Annotated in this window: 17 protein-coding genes; 6 read left to right on the top strand and 11 right to left on the bottom strand. The window is 64.2% G+C overall.

What is annotated here, in order from left to right; genetic code table 11:
* Positions 1 to 48: 48 nt before the first annotated feature.
* Positions 49 to 924, bottom strand: a complete 876-nt coding sequence (locus ASD76_RS05445; protein WP_055919568.1) for an N-acetylmuramoyl-L-alanine amidase family protein — start codon at positions 922 to 924, stop codon at positions 49 to 51.
* Between the two features lie 465 nt (positions 925 to 1389).
* On the opposite strand from ASD76_RS05445, the gene ASD76_RS05450 reads away from it, so the two are divergent.
* The 6 genes from ASD76_RS05450 (at position 1390) to ASD76_RS05475 (ending at position 7805) form a co-directional block, all read left to right on the top strand.
* Positions 1390 to 4071 carry an Rne/Rng family ribonuclease gene (locus ASD76_RS05450; RefSeq protein WP_055919571.1) on the top strand — a complete coding sequence of 894 codons (2682 nt, stop codon included), beginning with the start codon at positions 1390 to 1392 and terminating at the stop codon, positions 4069 to 4071.
* A 399-nt stretch (positions 4072 to 4470) separates the two neighbouring features.
* Positions 4471 to 5253: a succinate dehydrogenase iron-sulfur subunit gene (locus tag ASD76_RS05455; RefSeq protein ID WP_055922969.1), complete on the top strand. Its 783-nt coding sequence runs from the start codon at positions 4471 to 4473 to the stop codon at positions 5251 to 5253.
* Positions 5250 to 6359: a cell division protein ZapE gene (gene zapE / locus ASD76_RS05460; protein ID WP_055922971.1), complete on the top strand. Its 1110-nt coding sequence runs from the start codon at positions 5250 to 5252 to the stop codon at positions 6357 to 6359. The genes ASD76_RS05455 and zapE overlap by 4 nt, the downstream gene beginning before the upstream one ends.
* A 33-nt stretch (positions 6360 to 6392) precedes the next feature.
* Positions 6393 to 6713: a heavy metal-binding domain-containing protein gene (locus ASD76_RS05465; protein WP_055919577.1), complete on the top strand. Its 321-nt coding sequence runs from the start codon at positions 6393 to 6395 to the stop codon at positions 6711 to 6713.
* Entirely contained in the window at positions 6710 to 7036 is a 327-nt protein-coding gene (locus ASD76_RS05470) for a hypothetical protein (protein ID WP_055919578.1), read from the top strand. Before ASD76_RS05465 ends, ASD76_RS05470 begins: the two co-directional genes overlap by 4 nt.
* A 70-nt stretch (positions 7037 to 7106) precedes the next feature.
* Positions 7107 to 7805, top strand: a complete 699-nt coding sequence (locus ASD76_RS05475) for a pirin family protein (protein ID WP_055919581.1) — start codon at positions 7107 to 7109, stop codon at positions 7803 to 7805.
* A gap of 15 nt (positions 7806 to 7820) precedes the next feature.
* Here ASD76_RS05475 and ASD76_RS05480 read toward each other — a convergent pair whose 3' ends face one another.
* The 10 genes from ASD76_RS05480 to ASD76_RS05525 all read right to left on the bottom strand — a co-directional run bounded on the left by ASD76_RS05480 (position 7821) and on the right by ASD76_RS05525 (position 20471).
* A complete protein-coding gene (locus ASD76_RS05480; RefSeq protein WP_235506645.1) occupies positions 7821 to 8753 on the bottom strand; it encodes a crotonase/enoyl-CoA hydratase family protein in 933 nt (310 codons plus the stop codon).
* Between the two features lie 200 nt (positions 8754 to 8953).
* On the bottom strand, positions 8954 to 10852 hold the full coding sequence (locus ASD76_RS05485; RefSeq protein ID WP_055919582.1) for an XrtA/PEP-CTERM system amidotransferase: 1899 nt from the start codon (positions 10850 to 10852) through the stop codon (positions 8954 to 8956).
* 12 nt (positions 10853 to 10864) lie between these two features.
* A complete protein-coding gene (gene xrtA, locus ASD76_RS05490; protein WP_082553765.1) occupies positions 10865 to 11881 on the bottom strand; it encodes an exosortase A in 1017 nt (338 codons plus the stop codon).
* Positions 11871 to 13103, bottom strand: coding sequence for a TIGR03087 family PEP-CTERM/XrtA system glycosyltransferase (locus ASD76_RS05495; RefSeq protein ID WP_055919588.1), 1233 nt, complete (start codon positions 13101 to 13103; stop codon positions 11871 to 11873). The genes xrtA and ASD76_RS05495 overlap by 11 nt, the downstream gene beginning before the upstream one ends.
* Positions 13100 to 14158: a FemAB family XrtA/PEP-CTERM system-associated protein gene (locus tag ASD76_RS05500; RefSeq protein ID WP_055919590.1), complete on the bottom strand. Its 1059-nt coding sequence runs from the start codon at positions 14156 to 14158 to the stop codon at positions 13100 to 13102. Before ASD76_RS05500 ends, ASD76_RS05495 begins: the two co-directional genes overlap by 4 nt.
* The gene (locus ASD76_RS05505; protein WP_235506520.1) at positions 14155 to 15084 is read right to left on the bottom strand and encodes an XrtA system polysaccharide deacetylase; all 930 of its coding nucleotides are present in this window, start codon (positions 15082 to 15084) and stop codon (positions 14155 to 14157) included. Before ASD76_RS05505 ends, ASD76_RS05500 begins: the two co-directional genes overlap by 4 nt.
* A 26-nt stretch (positions 15085 to 15110) precedes the next feature.
* The gene (locus tag ASD76_RS05510) at positions 15111 to 16265 is read right to left on the bottom strand and encodes an XrtA/PEP-CTERM system-associated ATPase (RefSeq protein ID WP_055919592.1); all 1155 of its coding nucleotides are present in this window, start codon (positions 16263 to 16265) and stop codon (positions 15111 to 15113) included.
* Between the two features lie 15 nt (positions 16266 to 16280).
* Positions 16281 to 17921: a hypothetical protein gene (locus ASD76_RS05515; RefSeq protein WP_055919594.1), complete on the bottom strand. Its 1641-nt coding sequence runs from the start codon at positions 17919 to 17921 to the stop codon at positions 16281 to 16283.
* Positions 17918 to 18940 (bottom strand): capsular biosynthesis protein, encoded by a 1023-nt coding sequence (locus ASD76_RS05520; RefSeq protein ID WP_055919597.1) that lies wholly within the window; start codon positions 18938 to 18940, stop codon positions 17918 to 17920. Before ASD76_RS05520 ends, ASD76_RS05515 begins: the two co-directional genes overlap by 4 nt.
* A 10-nt stretch (positions 18941 to 18950) precedes the next feature.
* Positions 18951 to 20471, bottom strand: coding sequence for an XrtA system polysaccharide chain length determinant (locus tag ASD76_RS05525; protein WP_055919600.1), 1521 nt, complete (start codon positions 20469 to 20471; stop codon positions 18951 to 18953).
* Positions 20472 to 20489: the final 18 nt, after the last annotated feature.

A 20489-nucleotide genomic window follows, 5' to 3' on the forward strand; every position in this document is an offset into this window, starting at 1 on the left:
CATGCGGATTCTGTCGGGCGCCAGAACGATGCGATGGCTTGTGCGCGTCTACGCACCCGCCTCACGGGCAAAATAGATGCGGATGGCCCGCGCCATGGCCTCGGCAAAGCGGGCCCGCCCCTCAGGAGATGCCAGGCGCCCAGCATCCTCGGGATTGGAAACGAATCCCGCTTCGAACAGCGCCGAAGGCACATCTGGCGACTTGAGCACCACCAACGCGGCCGAACGCAGCGGCTGCGGGTTGAACTTCAGGTTGTCCGCCCCTTCCCGAACGATCAGCCGGGAAAATTCGTCAGACCCTTTCTGCGAGCGCCTTTGTGCAAGGTCGATGAGGATCGCGTTTACGTCCGCATCCTGATTGGCGAGCTCGACGCCGTTGACCATGTCGGCACTGTTCTCCCGCGCGGCGAAGCGTGCTGCGGCCTCGCTCGATGCACGGTCGGAAAGGGTATAGACACTGGCGCCAGTGACCCCCGCCTTGTCTCCGGCGGAATCAGCATGGATCGAGAGGAACAGGTCGGCGCTGAGCCGACGGGCAATCTCGGCCCGCTCCTCAAGCACCAGATAGCTATCGTCGTCACGCGTCATTGCCACGCGGATGCCGCCTTCGCGCAGCAGTTCGTCCCGAAGCGCGAGCGCCAGGTTAAGCGCGATAGCCTTCTCCTGCAGCCCTTCCGCACTCGCCCCCGGATCATGGCCCCCATGACCGGCATCGATCACCACCAAAGGCCGGCTGGCGTCCTCCGGTCCGAGTATCTCCGGCAACCCCACAGCCCCTCCGGGCTCGGGCAAGATCATGCGGACAACGTAGTTGCGTCCCAGCAGCGGCGCATCCACCCCAAGCAGGGCGCCAGCGCCGAGCAGCCCCGCCAGCAGGAGCAACGGGGTGATGAAGATCAGCGCTATCTGCAGGCGATGTGGCATTCCCGCGCCATCGTTAACGATACCCTGATTCCCAGAACAAGGGAATTTTGCGCCATCGCGCAATAAGGTTGCCGAGGCTTTCCCCCGATGCTAGCAATCCTGACACCGGGAGCTGAGCCTTCCGGCCACGCCGGCCCGCCTTTCTGCGGACCCGGCAATGCCTACAGGTTGATGCCCGAATGAGAAGCAAGAGCCATATTGCCAGTCCGCAGCCGCAAGGTTGCGCCATGGCGGTCGCTCTGGCGCAGCAAATACCCCCGCGCCTTCGCATTTCGGCAGACACATTCGACAGCGCCCCCCACAACATTGCACGCAAGTTGGCTCGGGGCGCCAATCCAATCTCCGTCCGAGTGACCGGCTATCGTCCGGCAAGTGGCGGAATTCACACAGATCGGCGCGCTTCGGCCCATGCCATTCCTAGCGGGAATTTGGTCATGGCAGCCGCGCGCGCCTGGAGACTATTTAATGGCAACGCGCATGCTGATCGATGCGCGCCACCCGGAAGAAACGCGGGTGGCGGTGCTCAAGGGAAATCGGATTGAAGAATTTGATTTCGAATCTGCCGAACACAAGCAGATCAAAGGTAACATCTATCTAGCCAAGGTAACTCGCGTAGAGCCGTCACTACAGGCGGCCTTCGTGGATTTCGGCGGAAATCGCCACGGGTTCCTCGCTTTCAGCGAGATCCACCCTGACTACTACCAGATCCCCCACGCAGACCGAGAGGCTCTGCTGGCGGAAGAACGCGCCCACGCGGAAGAAGAGGCTGCTCTTCGCGCCGACGAGGACGAGTTCGACGACGAGGCCGAAGGTGACGACGGCGATCTCGAACACTCGCATGTCGAGGAAATCGACACGAGCGAGAAGGACGATGTCGCGACCATCGAAGACGGTCATCTCGAAAACGGCGATAACGACGCCGACGAGGAGTCTGACGAAGGCGCTCGTGACGAAGGTGATGAAGAGACCGGCGAAGGCGATAACCAACGCGGCCGCCGTGGTCGTGGTCGCGGACGTCAGGGTCGCTCGCGCGCCAAGGAAATGGACGAGCTCCGCGCCAAGCGCCAGGCGCTGCGTCGTCGCTACAAGATCCAGGACGTCATCCAGCGCCGCCAGGTCCTGCTGGTGCAGGTCGTCAAGGAAGAGCGCGGCAACAAGGGTGCTGCCCTCACCACCTATCTCAGCCTCGCGGGCCGCTATTGCGTGCTCATGCCCAACTCGGGCCACGGCGGCGGCATCAGCCGCAAGATCTCGAGCGCGGCCGACCGCAAGCGCTTGAAGCAGATCGTCGGCGAACTGAGCCTGCCGAAGTCGATGGGCCTGATTGTCCGTACCGCGGGCCTCCAGCGTACCAAGACCGAGATCAAGCGCGACTTCGACTACCTCGCCCGCCTGTGGGACGAGATTCGCGAGAAGACGCTAGCCTCCAGCGCGCCGATGATGATCCATTCGGACTCCGACCTAGTGAAGCGGGCTATCCGCGACATCTACAACAAGGAGATCGAGGAAGTCGTCGTCGAAGGCGAAGGCGGCTACCGCGCGGCTAAGGAATTCATGAAGCTGCTGATGCCGAGCCATGCCCGGCGCGTGAAGCAGTATGCGGACCCGGTTCCGCTGTTCCAGCGCTACGGTGCCGAGGATCAGCTCTCGGCGATGTACGACCCGGTCGTGCAGCTGAAGAGCGGCGGCTACCTGGTGATCAATCCCACCGAAGCGCTGGTGTCGATCGACATCAACTCCGGCCGTTCCACCAAGGAGCACGGGATCGAAGCGACCGCGCTCAACACCAACCTCGAAGCCGCGCGCGAGATCGCCCGCCAGTTGCGCCTGCGCGACATGGCAGGCCTCGTCGTCATCGACTTCATCGACATGGAATACGGATCAAACGTCCGTAAGGTCGAGAAGGCGATGAAGGAGGCGCTCAAGAACGATCGCGCCCGGATCCAGGTCGGCCGCATCTCGGGCTTCGGCCTGATGGAGATGAGCCGCCAGCGCCTGCGCACCGGCGTGCTCGAAGCCACCACCCGCGCCTGCCCGCACTGCGACGGCACCGGCCTCGTCCGCACCGCCTCGAGCGCAGGCCTTTCGGCCCTGCGTCTGATCGAGGACGAAGCGGCCAAGGGCAAGGGGACGACGATCTCGCTCTTTGCTTCGACTGAGGCAGCGATCTACCTGCTCAACGCCAAGCGCGCCGATCTCGCAGAGATCGAAGAGCGTTATGGGGTGGCAGTGGAAGTCATTCCCGAAGGCGAAGACGAAGGCGCCAAGATGCGCGTCGGCAGCTCGGGTCCGCGTCCGACGACCGTTCCACGGTTCGAGCCGATCGTCGAGGAACCGGACGACAGCCTGCCCGAGGAATACGAGGACGAGGACGAAGAAGCCTTCGAAGCTCGCCCCGAACGCGAATCCGACGGCGAAGGCCGTGGCAAGCGCCGCCGCCGCCGCCGTGGCGGACGCGGTCGCAACCGCCAGGACGAACGCCAAGAGGAAGGTGAGGAACAACTCGCTGACGTCGATGGCGAGGAAGCTGGCGAGGAACGCCCGCAGCTGGCCGACGAAACTACGCCCGATGGTGAGGATCGTCCCCGCAAGCGTCGTCGTCGTGGTGGCCGTCGCCGGCGCCGTGGTGGTGATGGCGAGGGCACGACCGAAGGCGAGACCGGCGAGTTCGAAGGCACCGATACGGACGAAGCTAATGCTGAACCCGTAGCTGAAGAACTCACAGCAGGGACTTCGACGGACGAAGTTGAGGCCCCGGCGCCCAAGCCGCGCAGCCGTCGCCGGAAGGCCGAACCTAAAGCCGAGGAAGCGGAAGCCGTTACCGAAGCTCCAGTAGAAGCCGCCGAGGAACCTGCGCCCAAGCCCAAGCGCACACGCCGGAAGAAGGCTGATGTCGAGGCCGAGGCACAGGTAGAGGCAGCACCGGCGGAAATCGTCGAAGTGGCTCCCGAACCTGTCGCCGAGGAAGCGCCCAAGCCCAAGCGCACGCGCCGGAAGAAGGCCGAAGAGCCCGTCGAGGCTGAAGTAGCACCGGAGGCTGCTCCGGCGCCCGAGGCCGCTAACGACGCCAACGGCGAAGAAGCAACTGGCGACGACGAGGCCGGTTCGCCTCGCCGCGGTTGGTGGCAGCGCACTTTCGGGGAATAACCCTTAGAACTTGCGGGCGCTGCTCGGCTGGCAATTCTGTCAGTCGGGCGGCGCCCGCGGTTTTGAGCGCCTACCTATTTCAAGCATGACCGCGATGGCGCCGCAGCAACCTCAATCCTAACCACGTAACCCCTGCCAAGGCCGCGATCTTCAGCGTCGTACTTCCTGGCCGGCCTTTGCGTTCATTCAGTTCTTTCTGCACCCAGGCGTGCGGCATGGCCGAATTCGGAATTCTCGACATCATCTTGCGTCCCTTTGTGGTCCAGGCCTCAACGAGACCCTTCCCGCTTCGGTTCCGCCACGATCTTGCGTGCGTTCCTTGCAACAGCTGTTTTGTCCCAAGCGCTTGCCCTGTCCGCAACAGCGGCTAGATAGGCCGCGACGCAGCAGGATCTCCCGATGGCTACCTTCACGCTTCCGACGAACAGCAAGATCACCGGCAAAGGCCGTGAGCACAAAGCAACTGGCGCCGCGCGCGTGCGCAAGTTCAAGATCTATCGCTGGGACCCGGAAAGCGGCGAGAACCCTCGCTACGACACGTTCGAGATCGACCTGGACGAATGCGGTCCGATGGTCCTCGACGCGCTGATCAAGATCAAGAACGAGATCGACCCCACGCTGACCTTCCGCCGCTCGTGCAGAGAGGGGATCTGCGGATCCTGCTCGATGAACATGAATGGCCGCAACGGCCTCGCCTGCACCACCTCGATGGAAGACCTGTCAGGCGAAATCCGCGTCACGCCGTTGCCCCACATGGAGGTGGTCAAGGACCTGGTCCCAGACTTCACCCAGTTCTACGCCCAATACGCCTCGATCCGTCCGTGGCTGCAGACCGTCTCGACCACGCCGAGCGGCAAGGAACGCCTGCAAAGCCCTGAAGAGCGCGAGAAGCTGGATGGCCTCTACGAGTGCATCCTGTGCGCCTGCTGCTCCACTGCCTGCCCGAGCTACTGGTGGAACTCCGACGTGTTCCTCGGTCCCGCCATCCTGCTCCAGGCCTATCGCTGGCTGGCCGACAGCCGCGACGAGATGACCGGCGAACGGCTCGATGCGCTGGAAGACCCGTTCCGACTTTATCGCTGCCACACGATCATGAACTGCGCCAACGTCTGCCCCAAGGGTCTCAACCCGGCCAAGGCGATCGCGGAAACCAAGAAGATGCTGGCGGAGCGGCACGCCTGAGCGGACTGCTCGATCGTTATCGCGCGCTCGTAGCTGCGGGCGAGCTCCGCCCGGACCCCGCGCAAAAGGCTGCGGCTGAACGGCTGGTGGCCCTTCAACGCGACCTGGAGAGAGTTCCGTCCCGAGGCTTGCTTGGCCGGTTTTTTGCCCGCCCAAAGCTCCCCAAGGGTGTTTATCTCTGGGGCGGCGTGGGTCGCGGCAAGTCCATGCTGATGGACCTGTTCCACGAAACCCTGGCGATCGGGGACAAGCGGAGGGTTCACTTCCACGCCTTCATGATCGAGGTCCACCAGCGCTTGCGCGAAGCGCGCATGACCGAAAGCGGCGATCCGATCCCGCAAGTCGCGGAAGCGCTCGCACAAGACCTGCGCTGCCTCGCCTTCGACGAAATGGTCGTCAACAACAGCGCCGACGCCATGATCATGAGCCGACTGTTCAAGGCGCTCATCTGCGACGAGGGCGTCACCGTGGTCACGACCTCCAACCGCCCTCCCCGCGACCTCTACAAGGACGGCCTCAACCGCGAGCATTTCCTTCCGTTCATCGCTCTGATCGAGCAGCAGCTGGACGTGATTGAGCTCAACGGGCCCGTCGACTATCGGCTCGAACGCCTGGGCGGGATGAGCACCTGGTATTGTCCGGCCAATGGGCACGCGACCGCGCACTTGCGCGAGGCGTTCTTTCGCCTGACCGACTATCCGCCCGAGGATGCGGAGCATGTTCCGTCCGCTGAGCTCGACGTCGGTGGTGGACGAATGCTCCGTGTGCCGAAGAGCCTCAAGGGCGTCGCCGTGTTCAGCTTCAAACGCCTGTGTGGCGAAGCGCGCGGTGCAGCAGACTATCTGGCGGTAGCTCAGACCTATCACACCGTAATCGTGGTCGGCATCCCGATCATGGGCCCCGAGATGCGCAACGAAGCCGCACGTTTCGTGACGCTGATCGACGCGCTTTACGAGAACAAGGTCAAGCTGCTCGCTTCGGCAGCGGCCAAGCCCGAAGCCCTCTACCCAGCGGGCGACGGTCGGTTCGAGTTCGATCGCACAGTGAGTCGGCTCAAGGAAATGCAGAGCGCTGACTATCTGGCGGAGGGCCACGGCGAGGTGTAGGTTCCCACAAAGACAGTTGCGGGGGAGAATGAAATGCTTGTCGTAACCACCGAGAATGTGGCGAGTTATCGTACGGTCGAGACGATCGGCCAAGTCTTCGGCGTGGTCGTTCGAAGCCGCGGGCTCGGCGGCAATGTCGTCGCCGGATTGCGTTCGCTGGTGGGTGGCGAAATCAAGGAATACACGTCGCTGGTGGAAGACACACGGCGTCAGGCGATCGACCGTTTGGTCATGAATGCCCAACTTATGGGCGCCGACGCGGTGGTCATGATGCGCTTCGATTCCGGCTCGATCGGCCAGACGATGAACGAAGTCGTCGCCTATGGCACAGCGGTGAAGCTGGAGCGGGCATGAGCCCCAATGCCCGCCTTGCGGCCTTCGTCGTGGGCGCACTGGCGGTCGCTGGGGGCACCTTGATGACGATGGCTGGTGGTGGCCCAGGGTTATGGTTGTTGATCACTGGCGCCGTGATCATCGCCAGCTTGGCGCTCGAAGGCCGCTACGGCCGGCCTGGGGCACCGACTGATGTGCCGCCAACGGCGTGGCAACTGACCAACGAGCGCTTCGTCGATCACGAGACCGGGCAACTGCTTGAAGTCTGGATCGATCCCCTGACCGGAGAGCGTCGTTACGAGCCCGCCGGGCGCGATCCTCGACTGCCCGGCTCAGGGTCTTGAACAGCGCCATGAGCCACCACATCTATTTGTCATTCCGGCGGTAACTCCCCGCCGAGGTGGATTACCAGACATGATTGAAATCCGTCCGTTCGCCGATTTGGCGCACCGCAACCACGGCTGGCTCGACACCCGTTTTCACTTCAGCTTCGCCGACTACCACGATCCCGACCGCATGGGCTGGGGCCGTATCCGCGTGTGGAATGACGACCTGATCGCGCCCAAGAACGGCTTCCCGCCGCATCCCCATCGCGACATGGAGATCATCACCTTCGTCAGGAACGGAGCGATCACCCACAAGGACAGCCTGGGTAACACCGGCCGCACCGGCGCAGGTGACGTGCAGGTCATGAGCGCGGGTACCGGCGTCACGCACGCCGAATACAACCTCGAGGACGAGGATACCTCGCTGTTCCAGATCTGGATCATGCCCGACCGCGCTGGAGAGGCACCCGACTGGGGTCAACGCGAGTTCCCGCGCGGCGACCGTGCAGGTCGTTGGGAGATACTGGCGAGCGGCGATCCGGAAGGCGACGGCTCCCTGCCCATCCGCAGCGACGCGAAAATCCTCGCCGCCACGCTACCTGCGGGAGAGACCGTGACCTATGAGGCCGCCCCTTGGCGCCACCAATACCTCGTGGCCACAGGCGGGCGGATCCGCATCAACGGTCAGGAAGCCAACCCGCGGGACGGCATTGCCATCACCGGCGAGGAAGCGATCACCGTCGAGGCGATCGAAGACGCCGAACTGGTGTTGGTCGACGCCCGCTGAGCGGGCGCAGTAGCATCAGGCGGCTTTGTTGCCGACGCGCTGCTGAGCCCGTGTCAGCCGGCCCATGACCTTGAGGTCTCCATCAGTGAGCTGGAGCGCCGCGTCGGCCCATAGGTCAACGATGCGCTTCAGCTCCAGGAGGTCGATCGGGCTGGCCACTCGCATAGCCTTGCGGGCATTGACGAGGCCCGGGTGGCGCCGTTCTGACTTCTGGATGAAGTCCTCGCAGGCGGCCACGCCCTCGCCGTCTTCGGCCAGGTAGTGGACGATCCCGAGGTCGTACATCTCTTCAGCCGTATAAGTCCGGTTCGAAAGGATCAGTCGGTCCGCCATGGCACTGCCGAGCTTGCGCGAGAGGATCGCGTGGGCGCCCATTCCGGGGAACAGCCCGAACAGGATCTCCGGCAAGCCGAAGGTCGCGCTGCGTTCGGCGATGATGTGGTCGAAGGACAGCAAGGCTTCGAACCCGCCACCCAGAGCCGCGCCTTGCACAAGACCGATAGTCAACATCGGCAGGTCGAGCGCGTTCATGTTGCGGTGAAGGATTTCGACGCAACGATAGCCATAACGGGCGAGCCCGTCGCGGTCGCGATTGCGGATCAGGCGTTCGAACAGCTCAAGGTCGCCACCGAAACAGTAGACGCCCGGCGCGCGGCTGCCCAGGATGAGGTAGCGCAGCGGAGCCTGGCCCGAGCCGAAATTCTCGACAATCAGCCTTTGCCAATCTTCGAAATCGTGCAGCATCGAGGGCGTAAAGCTGGGACGGCCGTCCGGACGCATGAAAGTCCAGAGGGCGGCCTGATTACCTTGGTAAAGTACATCGAGTTCGGACAACTCGAACAGTTGCCGATCAATACGAAGGTGCCTGCTACTTTCCTGGACAAGACGTTCTTCGCCCGGCCCGAAGCCGATAACGCTATCGTCAGATTCAGAGAGGCTTTCGTTCAAACGATCTAGCTGGCTTGACAGCCGATCCATAAATTACCCCCATGCAACCCACTGGAGTGCCAGCGCTTTTGTTCGTTTTGAATTGACGTGATGCTATCATCACTTGTCTCATTGGCAACGAATTAATTGGCGGGGTTGATGGGTGCCCCCCGATGTTCCTAAAATGGCACATGACGATAACTACGTAGTATTACGTATCGTCAGGCGAAAATGCCCAAGCGGACCAATGATCGTTCCAGCATGAGCAGCTGCCAAAGTACGCGAGAATTGTCGGCCAGACCTGACGAATGAGCCTCCACAAGGCCACCGAGAGCCGCCTTGTCGAACCACTCCGACCGCGCCAGCGCGCCATTCGTCGTCATAGCCTTTGCCTGGTTGGCCAGCGGGCCGCGCAGCCATTCCTTGATCGGAGTCACGAAGCCCTGCTTTGGCCGATACAGGATGTCATCGGGAAGGTACCGGCCCATGGCCTTCTTGAGCAGCCACTTGCCCTGCCCTCCGCGCACGCGCATCCGGTCAGGCAGTCCGGCGGCGAATTCTATCAGCCGATGATCGAGCAAGGGCTCGCGCGCTTCGAGGCTGACGGCCATGCTCGTACGGTCGACTTTGGTCAGAATATCGCCGGGTAGCCAGAACTTCAGATCGGCATATTGCGCGCGATCGAGACCGGTTCGCGCCGGTGCCCGGTTCATCATGTCGATCACGGGCTGCTCGGCGCGGTAGCCGCCCAACGATCGCTGTAGCGCTGGAGCGTAGAGGCCGTCTCGAAGCATCGGCGGCACGACCGAGAGGCCGAGTGCGTAGCCCGCCGCCCCGTCTCCGGCCAACGAGAGCAAAGTGGCTTTGGCTCGCAGCCGCTGTGGAGCCCAATCGGCCTTGGGATAGATCCTGCCGAGCGGGCCGAGGACATTCCGTCGGAACGCCGCCGGAAGGAGGCTGCGCACTCGCTCCTCGTGGAAGTGAAATACCTGCCGACGGTAGCCGGCCATCGCCTCGTCAGCTCCATCGCCGGACAGGGCGACCGTCACACTCTCACGGGCGAGTTGGCAAACCCGCCAGGTCGGCAGAGCCGATGCGTCGGCAAAGGGCTCGTCGAACATTGCGGAAAGGGTGTCGAGGGCGTCGAAATCATCCGCGCTGACCTGCCGGGTGCGATGGTCGGTGCCGAACTTCTCGGCGATCTGGGCCGCGTAAGAGGTCTCGTCGACGGCAGCGACATCGAAACCGATCGTGCACGTCCGCACAGGATCGCGGCTAGCTTCGGCCAGCAGCGCGACCACGCTCGAGGAATCCACCCCGCCCGAAAGGAACGCGCCTAGGGGCACGTCGGCGACCATGCGGCTCGTCACGGCCTCGCGCAGGTGGTGCAGCAGCTCCGCCTCAAGGTCGCGCTCTGAACCACGGTGGCGTTCGGCGAAGCTCACGTCCCACCACTGGACGGGTGCAGTGGGAGGGCGATCATGCCTGAGCAGCCGGAAATGACCGGCCGGAAGCTTCTCCACCCCCGCGAGAATAGAACGGTGATCGGGCACATAACCCCAGGTCAGGTAGTCCTCGATCGCCAGCGGATCGACCTCGCGGCGCAGTAGCGGGTGTGCCAGCAGGCCCTTGAGCTCCGAAGCGAAAGCGATGCTGCCGTCGGACAGAGGCGCCATGAACAGCGGCTTCACGCCCAGTCGATCGCGGGCGAGGAACAGCGACCGCTCGCGCAGATCGTAGAGCGCGAAGGCGAACATGCCGTGGAGGCGAGACAGGCAGTCGGTGCCCCAGCGCTTGTAGGCGGCGAGGATCACCTCGGTATCGCCGTTAGTCCGGAACTTGGCGCCAAGGCCTTCAAGTTCCTTCCGCAACTCGCGGAAGTTATAGATCTCGCCATTGAAGACGATCACCGAGCGCCCGTCGGCGGAGAGCATCGGCTGGGGCGAACCTGCCAGGTCGATAATCGACAGCCGGCGGTGGCCGAGCCCTACTCCAGGCGCCGTCCAGACCCCCGAGCCGTCAGGTCCGCGATGGACAAGCGCGTCGCACATCCTTTCGACCCGCTTGGGATCGACCGGCTTGATCGTGCCGCAATGAAAAATCCCCGCGATCCCGCACATGAGGATGGACCGTTAGGTCAGTTGCCCGACGCGGTCCATCGCCGCGACGGTGACTGCCGTGGCAAACAAGACGAGCAGAACCGCTCGCCATCCGCCAACCTCGAGCCTCGCCAGGGCGGAAAGCAAAGGCGACGCCTCGATCGCCTGGGTATCGAGCAGTTGATCTTCGGGCGAACGGTCGAAGAACCGCCAGGAAGCCGCGAGCAGCCCACCCATGACGATCGCGAAGAAGACCCAACCGTAGACGATGTGATCAAACCCGGCGGCAAACTCCACGCCTTGGCTTTGCGCAACGTAGATCGTTCCCCAGGCTCGGACGCCGTTGGCGAGGATCGGAACGACTACCGCCGCCGTCATCCACGCGATGCGACGCTTAGGGCTGGCAAAGCAAAGATGCGCGACCAGAGCTCCAAGGGCGACCATCGCCACGAGGAACTTCACGCCCGAACAAGCTTCGGCCACCTCGAAGAGACCCGCCGGGGTGTCGATGAGTACGCCTTCGATTGTGGCCGGCACTCCGCTGGCATGCGTCAGACCGATGGCCAGCTTGGCGGTGATCGCCTGCAGCGCTGGCACGATCTCGTCACCGAAGGGCACGAGGAAAAGCATGTAGCCCAGCGGAAAGAGCAAGCCCGCGGTCACTCGGACCCCCAGAATGGTGGCAACGGCCGCCTGGAGCAGGACAACGGCCCCTGACTGGCTGAAGAGGTTTATCCCCGCCGCGCTCCCTCCGGACCAGATCAGCAAGCCTGCGCCGAGCAAGGCGAAGCCGGGCCACCATCCTTTCGGGCCCAGACTGGACACTTCCGACCAGCGCGTGCCGACGAGCCAGGCGATGATCGGAGGAACGAGCAGGATGTGGTTGTAGGTCGAGACGTCCCACCACTGGTGCGCCATCTCGGCCCAGTCCGCCCGCGTCAGCGCAATCAGTCCGGTCCAGGCAATGGCCAATTGCAGCAATGGAGCACGCCAGGCCTGGGGTAGCGCTCGCGATGGGCTCACTCTCGGCAGGATTGCTTCACGCGGCATGGCGCCGCCTGCTGCGATCACGCGGACGGCCGACGATCGCCGGTAGCGGCTCGAGCATCGCGCGCCAGCTCCGCTGCTCCACCACGACATCGCGCGCAGCAGCGCCCATGCGTGACGCCCGTTCGCGGTCTGAGAGCAAATCCAACGCACGGCTGGCGATTTCCTGGTCGGTGTCGGCAACCGCAAAATGTGTACCGTCGACGCCCGGCAATCCCGTCGCCGCCGCGGTTGTCAGAACGACAGGGCGGGCCATCGCCATGGCCTCCAGCACCTTGTTTTGAACCCCACGTGCGATGGTCAGAGGGGCGAGTACCACGCCTGCTCCAGACAGAAACGGGCGAACGTCGGGAACCTCGCCCCATACACGCGATCGGCACACGCCGTCTTTAGCGAGGAGCTCAGGCGCCGGCGACCGCCCGACTATGTGGAGGCGGGCTTCAGGCATGGAGGACAAAATCCGCGGCATGATGCAATCGATCATGCGAAGGGCCGCGTCGACGTTGGGCGGGTAGTCCATCTGCCCGGTGAAGACGATGTTTGCGCCCCCTTCACAGAGCGCGGGGTGAGCCCGCACCCGCCCCGGATTGAAAGCCGTCGCGTCGATGCCATTGCCCAATGCCGAGATATTGCCCTGCACGTCGGCGGGCAGTCGCGAAGCCAGCAAGGCCGCCTCTGCCTCACTCACCAACAAGGTGTGCGTCGCTTGCGCTGCCAGGCGAGCCTCTTCCACCCGCAGCAACCGGGCCTCGCGGGTATTGACCCACCGCATCGGCATGGGCTTCTCAGCGGAATAGGCCTCGAACTTGGCGGAATCGACATCAACCAGATCGACCACGAGCCGTCCGCCCCAATCCTTCGGCACGTACTGCCCCATCTGCCCCGAGAAGACGTAGATCGTATCGATGTCGGTCGTGGCCAGCATACGCCTAACCCACCGCGCCAGTTCGTAGTGATGGAAGGCTTTGAGGCTCACCGGCTTCGCCGCGCAGAGCGCCTCGAAGCCAGCCAGCGGCAGCGGCTTGGTCCGCGCCGGCATGCAATAGCCGGTGCTGACACGAGCCAGCTCCATTTCGCCGGCCTTGTCGGTCGCGGTATCCGCCAGGCAGCCGACATAGACAGGACCCAGGTTCGACAGGGCCTTGAGGATGTGGTGCGAGCGGATCTTGTCCCCACGGTCGGGTGGGAACGGTACGCGGTGGGCCAGGAAAAGGATGCCGCTCATCCGAGCCCCCTGGCGATGACCGGTCCAAGGCGTGCCGCAACCGACAGCGGCAACTTTCGCCACAAAGCGATGCGGGCGGCGTGTCGGCTGCTCGTGGGATCGGCATCGCGCGATGCTTGGTCCGGAGCCGTCCAGCTCGAGTAGGTCAGGGGTTCGGCCTCGAAACCCCAGTTCTTCTTGTACGCGTGGTTGCCGCTGCCGGTCTTGCTGCGGCCGAAGTCGAACCGCGTAAAGCCCTGGGTCCGCGCATGGAGCATGAGCTCGAAGTACATCCGGTCGTTGGCTCGCAGGCCGCGGGCCGCCCTGGTGCCGCCGCCCCAGTAGGGCATGGCCGTGTCAGCATGATAGATCGTCAGCACGGCGGCGACCGGTTCGCTCCGGTGACGAACGGTCAGAATATCGGCATCAAGTTCGTCGAGCACTGCCTGGAACAGCTTGCGCGGGAATACCGGGGTCCCAAGGTTGCGCACACTTTCGGAAAAGGTGGAGTAGAACGCGGCTTGCTCCGTCGCGCGAGTGCCGATGGTGATCTCAAGGTCGTTTTCCAGCCCTTTGCGGACTTCCGCGCGCTGCTTGCGCGGAATCGCGGCGAGCTCGGCATCATCGTGTGACGCCAGCGACTTCACGAAACCACAATGGCTGTCGCTGCGGCGGGTCCAATGTTCCGGCGAAATCCCGCCACGCAGTTCGATCGTTGTACAAGATCGCCGCGCCGCCAGCTCCTCAGCGGCTCGGCACAGCAGCAGCGATGTACTCTCCCGCTCGGCAAGCGCCCCGCCATCGACGGCAAAACCGCTCGAAGCCAGCATCCTGCCGAAGATCGGCGAATGAACCTCGCTCAAGGGCAGCCAGCCTGTGAGCATGCCACCCTTCTCCGCCACGAGCCCGAACCCCCGCTGCCCGGTCCCGCGCTCGATCGCCCGCAACCAGGCCGGGCGGTGGAATACACTGCCCTCCAGTGCCGACACGAATCCTTCGATCCGCGCCACTTCATCCGGTTGACGGAGGTCAGCCAGGCGAACGCGTTCCGCAGTCAGGGCGAAGGGCGCGTTCATCCGGCGTCTGCCGTGGTCCGCTCGGCATCGAGCCTGGCACTTTCGCGATGGGCCAGCAGATCCATTCGGCCCCACTGGAACTCTCGCACCAGCTGGCGCAGCTTGGGAGCCATCTGATCGAGCTTGGTGTAATGCCGCAGCCGCGACTTCAACGGCGCGCCGGCCACCCGAGGCTGACCCGGATCGATTTCCCAAGGGTGGAAGTAGAAGATCGCCGGACGTTCATCGCGGCGGTTGACCTGACGGATCGCCCAACGGCTGAAGGCATAAGGCAAGACGCGGAAGAAGCCACCTCCACCTGCCGCGAGCCGCTTCCCGCCGAATAGGGCGGTAGTGACCGGAATTTCGATCAAGGGCTTCCACGGCAGCGGCCGAAAGGCAAAGCGCGGTGCCTCGGGCCAGCCATAGTGATCGTGGAGTACGGGGGCGACACTGGAAGAATAGGCATAGCCCTGCTCGGCCAGTTCCATGAACGCCCAGGGCGTGCGCCGGTCGATCGAGAAACTCGGCGCACGGTAGCCGGTGACGCGCGCTCCCGTCACGTCTTCGAGCACGCTGCGCGCTTTCCGGATGTCGTCACCGAACTCGGCGCGATCCATGGTGAAGACCCGCCGATGATCCCATCCGTGGCTGGCGATCTCATGCCCGCGCGAAGCGACCTCGCGCAGTAGCTCCCCATGACGCTGCGCCACCCAGCCCAGCGTGAAGAACGTGGCCTTGGCCTCCACCTCGTCGAACAAGTCGAGGATCTCACGCACATTGCGATCGACGCGATCGGCAAGGCTTCCCCAATCGCCCCGCTCGATAACGCTCTCGAACGCGCCGACCTGGAACCAGTCCTCGACGTCGACGGACAAGCCGTTGACGATCGCAGCCTGCCCAACGGGCAGACCTGTCAGCCGTTCTAGAGAAGTGAGCGCATCCACATCCGTAGCCTGTGCCGGGGCGGCGGTTAGGCCGCCCTCGCCTGATCCATCTCGGCTTCCATCCATTCGATGAGCATGCCGAGCGTCTGCCGCACGGCCTGTTCCTGCTCCAGCAAGCGGGCCTCCATGCGCGCCATTTGATCCTTCAAGGCCGCGACATCCGGGGTGGATGAGGTTTCGGTGGCTGACTTGAGATGGGTCGCCAGCTCGATTACGGCATCTTGCAGCTCAACGATCTGCGCGTCGCGCACTGCCAGCTGAGCTTCGAACACGCTCATGTCCGCCTTGGGAGCCACCGGCGCAACCGCCACCGGCTCCGGCAGGTGTTCGGGTTCTGGAGCGGCCGCCGTCGGTACCTCGGCAAAGGTGCGCTCGCCCTCCATCTCGGCAACCACAGTCCGGAGCATCGTGGTATCGATGCGGGTGCTCTGCTCGACTGCACCGAGCAGCAGCAGACGGTTGGCGATCTGGTTGACCCTGCGCGGAATGCCGCCGCTGGCTTCGTAGAGTTCGGCAAATACCGCTTCGTCGAACTGCGGATTACCGTTCCAGCCAACCGTCTTCAGGCGGTGGGCAATGTAAGGCTCAACCTCGTCCTCTTCCATCGCCTCGAGATGATGCGCGGCAATGACGCGTTGACGCAATTGCTCGAGCGACTCATGGCCTTGCAGCGTCGAACGGAACTCGGGCTGCCCCAGCAGCAGGGTCTGCAGCAGCGGATGATTGCCGAGCTGGAAGTTCGACAGCATGCGCAACTCTTCGAGCGCCGAGACCGAGAGGTTCTGGGACTCGTCTACGATCAGCAGGCAACGACGGCCGGCACGCGCCTCGTCGTGCAGGAAGCCCTCGATGGCGCCCAGTGCGCTCGCCTTGTCGTGGCCTTCGATCTCGAGACCGAAGCTCTGTGCGACGACGTGGATGATCTCTTCCTCGTCGAGCTTGCTGGTCACGATCTGCGCCACGCTCAGCTGCGAGGGATCGACCGAGCCCATCAGGTGCGCGACCAGGGTGGACTTGCCCGCCCCGACTTCGCCGGTGATGACCATGAAGCCCTCACCCTGCGCCAGGCCGTAGCCGAGGTAGGAGAGCGCCTTGCGATGGGTCACGCTGCGGAAATAGAAAGCCGGGTCAGGCGTAAGCTGGAAGGGCTTCCCTGTCAGGCCGTAGAATTCAGCAAACATTGCGATGCCTCCGGTTCACCGGTCAAAAAACGAATAGCGCAGTCCCAGAAGGGCCGATGCGGCGAGAAAATCGGGTACGTTGTCGCGGACCACGCCATCGAGCCCGACGGCGGCAACGCCGCTCAGGCCGCGCAAGAGGTCACGGTTGTAAGCCATCGACATCGAGTAGCCGGTCGACTTCCCGTCGCTCGCGAAGGCGCCGTCGAACCAGTTGATCGATGCTCCTGCGGAAAGCGACGAACGCATGTCGAGCTCGGTCGAGCCGTAGACCGCGACCCAGATCATGTCGTCGGTCACCCCGCTGGCGTCGATCCCGCTGCCGGCCGCAGGAATGTACTTCCGCTGGTCGTAGCCTACCCCGGTGCTCACCTGAGTGCGGCCGAGGTTGAGCGAGTGGCTTGCGACAATGCCGCGGCTCTTGAACACCGACGAACGCAGCGAACCCAGTGCGCTGGCCAGGCAGTTCCCATTGTCGAGGCTTGCCACGCAGCCACCGACCTGGCCGTTGATCGGGTTTACGAAGGCGTCGAAGTTAGCCGGAAGTCCGGCCAGCTGGTTCACCAGCGCCCCGCCGAAGCTGGTCAGGTTGTCATAGACGGCGACGTTGTAGCTCTCCCGCGCATTCGGCGCGTAGGAGAACGTCCCGTGGTAGTTCATCATGCCATAGCGGTGGCCGACATAAGCCTCGAGCGCGGTACGGCGGCTCGGGCGCCACATTACGCCCGCGTCCCAGATCAGTCCGTCGGTCTGGTAGTCGATCCGGCGGGGTGAGCTCTTGTCGGTCACGAGGCGACCATCGGGTCCTACAACCGGATTGCCCGCCCCATCACGCACGACATCGCGGCTTGAGACCTCTACGTCCTCCAGCCCAACCCCGCCAACCAGCGCGACTGCCGGGCTAACCGGCAAGATCGCGTCGGCGCGGGCGTAAGCATCGCGGATACGCTGGTCGAAGTTCGAGATGTCCTGCTGAGTGAACCCGCCGCCTGCGCCGAAGCCGAACGGTGCGACCACATCCGGGCCGATGCCCGCGCGGGCCTGAGCCGTGTGGATCGTGCTCTCATCAAAGATGTCGGCCGGCTGCTGACCGGGTGCGATAACAACTTCGTCCGGCTCTTCGACCTTGGTGTAGCCAAAGCGATAGTGCCCCTCGACCTCTACCTGGTCGACCATGGTATGCACCGAGGGTCCAGCATAAGCCGAGTAGATCTGGCTGGTGGAATCGTCGCTGACGAACCCGCCAAGCGAGGTCGAGCCGTCAGCCTCGACGCGAGTGCGGGCAGCGTAGCCGCCGGCCTCCATGGTCAGACCTTCCGCCAGCGCCACGCCGGCACGGGCGATCCCGCTGACGGTGTCACCTCCGACATCGTCGTCGTCCCAACCGATCCGCCGCTCGTAGCGGAGCGAGACCGAGGCCGCGCTCCTCTTACCGACAATCGAAGCGTCGATCCCGACGGCGAGGTTGGTCCAGGTCACGACGTCGTTCACCGGATCGATCTGCGCGCTGACGACTTGAGCGGCCTCGATGTAAGGGACCACTTCGGTGTGGTAGCCGTCCGCGTTGGTGGACAACGCATCATCGGCGGCCGCCTCAGCGGCGCCCGGCAGGCCGAGCGCGGCCAGCGCAACAACAAGGCGAAGCGCGAACTGCTTCACTCCCCATCCCCACCATATCCGTAATAGGCACCGAAGCGGCGGCCGCTCGGGCTGAAGTTGGCAGAGTTCAACAGCAGCTTGATGTCGGGACAGATCGAAAGCAGCGAAAGCGCGTCTTCCAAGGCACGCTGGCCGGTCTGGTCTGCGCGACAGATCACCAGTGCCTGCGCCACGTACTTCGCCAGTTCCGCAGCCGGCGAGGCCGCCAGCGCCGGCGGAGAATCGAAAATCACCACGCGGTTGGGAGCGCCGGCCGTCAGCCTGTCGAGCACTTCGCGCGTGCGGCCACTGGAGAGATATTCGCTGTCCGAAGACGTGCGGTCGCCCGCGGGGAGCACGAACAAGCCCGGAATGTCCGTCGCGACCACACAGTCCTCGACCCGCACGGCCGGATCGGCCAGCGCGTCCATGAGGCCCTTGCGTCCCTCAAGCCCGAACAGCGTCAGGATCGAAGGCTTGGCGAAATCGGCGTCGACTAGCACGACCTCGGCATCCCTCTCGGCCGCAACGGCGAGCGCGAGGTTGGTTGCGCAGAACGTCTTTCCCTCGCCGGGAAGCGGCGAACACACCAGCACGCGCTGCAACTCAGGCGACAGGTTCGATCCGGAACGTCCCTCCCGCATCGCGAGAAGGAGCTGGCGCTTCACAATGCGGAATTCCTCGAGCGGCGTCGTCACCGGCCCATCGGGCACGATGAAACCCTGTTCGAGCAGGCGGGCGCGATCGACCGATTGCCGCTCGGCGGTGAATTCCACTCGTTGAGCCATGACGCGAGGTACGGGCGCGGCGGCAACCGGCGCTTCGACCACCGTCTCGGCTACCTTAGGAGCCGCTTGCACGTCAGGTTGCACCAACGGCGCTACCGGCCGTCGAGGGCGATTGGCGGGAGGCGCGAGGACCGTTGGGACTGGCGCGGCCCGAAGCTCGCCGGGAGCGCCGAACAGGCCTTCGGCTCGCTCGAACAGCGAACCGCCCTTGTCACCTTGGCCGGGAAGCGGGATCTTGCTGTGCTCTGTCATCCGCCGCTCCTCAGGCCACCATGCTGCGTTGGATGTACTCGACACCGACCAGCACCACGAACAGGCCGCCAAGCGCACCCGAAGCCATCACAAAGCGCTTCAGCTTGCGCCGTTGCAGGACCCGCGCCGCCTCGGTCATCGTGTGCGAGACGGTGCCGATCACCGGCAGCTCGAACGTGCGTTCCAGCTTCGCCGCGGTGGCGAATGTGCCGTTGACCTGGCCCGTGGCGAAAGCCGCGCCGCCACCGGCACCGATCGCGATGACCAGGACCGCGAACAGCAACAGCGGACGGTTCGGGGCGGAGGGCACTCGCGGAGTGCTCGGCGGATCGATGATCTCGAACTTGATCGCGCTGCGCTCGGTCTCGACTTGGCCGCGCAGGCGCAGTTCCTCGCGATCCTGCAGCAGCTTGTCGTATTGGGCGCGCAGCACCTCGTAGTCGCGGCTGATCCGTTGGGCTTCCGCCGCGGCACCCGGTTCCTGGGCTTGGCTGGCGAGGATCGAGGCGATCTCCGAATTCAACGCCGCCGCGCGCGATTGCAGCGCCTGCACGTTGGCCTGCCGCTCGACCTTCATCGCCTGCAGCGAGGAAAAGGCCGGGTTCGGCGTACCGCCCAGGTCCGCTGCTGCACCCTGCGCCTGAGGCCGCAACGCGGCGATCTGCCTTTTCACGGCGGCGACATCGGGATGATTGTCGGTGAGCCCGCGGCTTTCGAGAGCCGCAAGGTTGGCTTCGGCCTGGGCCAGAGCCGCCCGAGGGCCGCCCGTTCCGCTGGTCACCAGGGTGCGCGGAGTGCCCGCCAGCTGCCCTTCGATAGCCGCCAGCGCGGATTGCGCGGCAGCGAGATCGGCATCGACGCTACGCAGTTCCGAGCGGGATGCGCTGAGCTGCGCCGAAATCGACGCTGCGCCACCGATCAGGTCGGGATGTTCGGCTTCGAACGCGAGACGGCGCTGCTCGGCTTCCTCCAGTTCGCGCTGACGGTCCGCGAGTTGCCGATCGAGGAAGTCGATGGTTTCGCGCATTTCGCCGCGGCTGCCGCCAAGGTTCTCCTCGCGGAAGATGTCGACCAGGCGTTGCGCGATCTCATGCGCAAGCTGGGCATTGGCCGAGTCCGAAAGGCTCCTGCGGCCGCTCGTGGTCGTGATCTTGAATACGTTCTTGTCGTCGGCGACGATCTTGATGTCTTCGGACAGGTCCTTGACCGCCTTCTCCATCTGGCTCGCACCGGTGACATTATCGCCGAGGCGGGTGGAGCGGACGATCTTCTCGAGATTTGCCGCGCTCGTCACCGTTTCCCGGACACGGTCGATGTCCTTCTGCCGGGTGGCAGCACCAATGCCGATCTGTTCGGCCAAGGCGTCGTCGAGCTGTAGGAACAGCTTGGCTTCCGAGGAATAGCTGTTGGGGAACAGGGCAATCGCCAGCCAACCCAGGACGCATAGTCCCCAGGTTACCGCCAGCGCCAGCCAGCGGCGGTTCCAGATGGTCCACAGGGCCGCCCGGAATTCTTCGAGAATGACGTTCAACCGACCCCTCCCCGAACT

Source organism: Altererythrobacter sp. Root672 (genome assembly GCF_001427865.1).
GTDB lineage: Bacteria > Pseudomonadota > Alphaproteobacteria > Sphingomonadales > Sphingomonadaceae > Croceibacterium_A.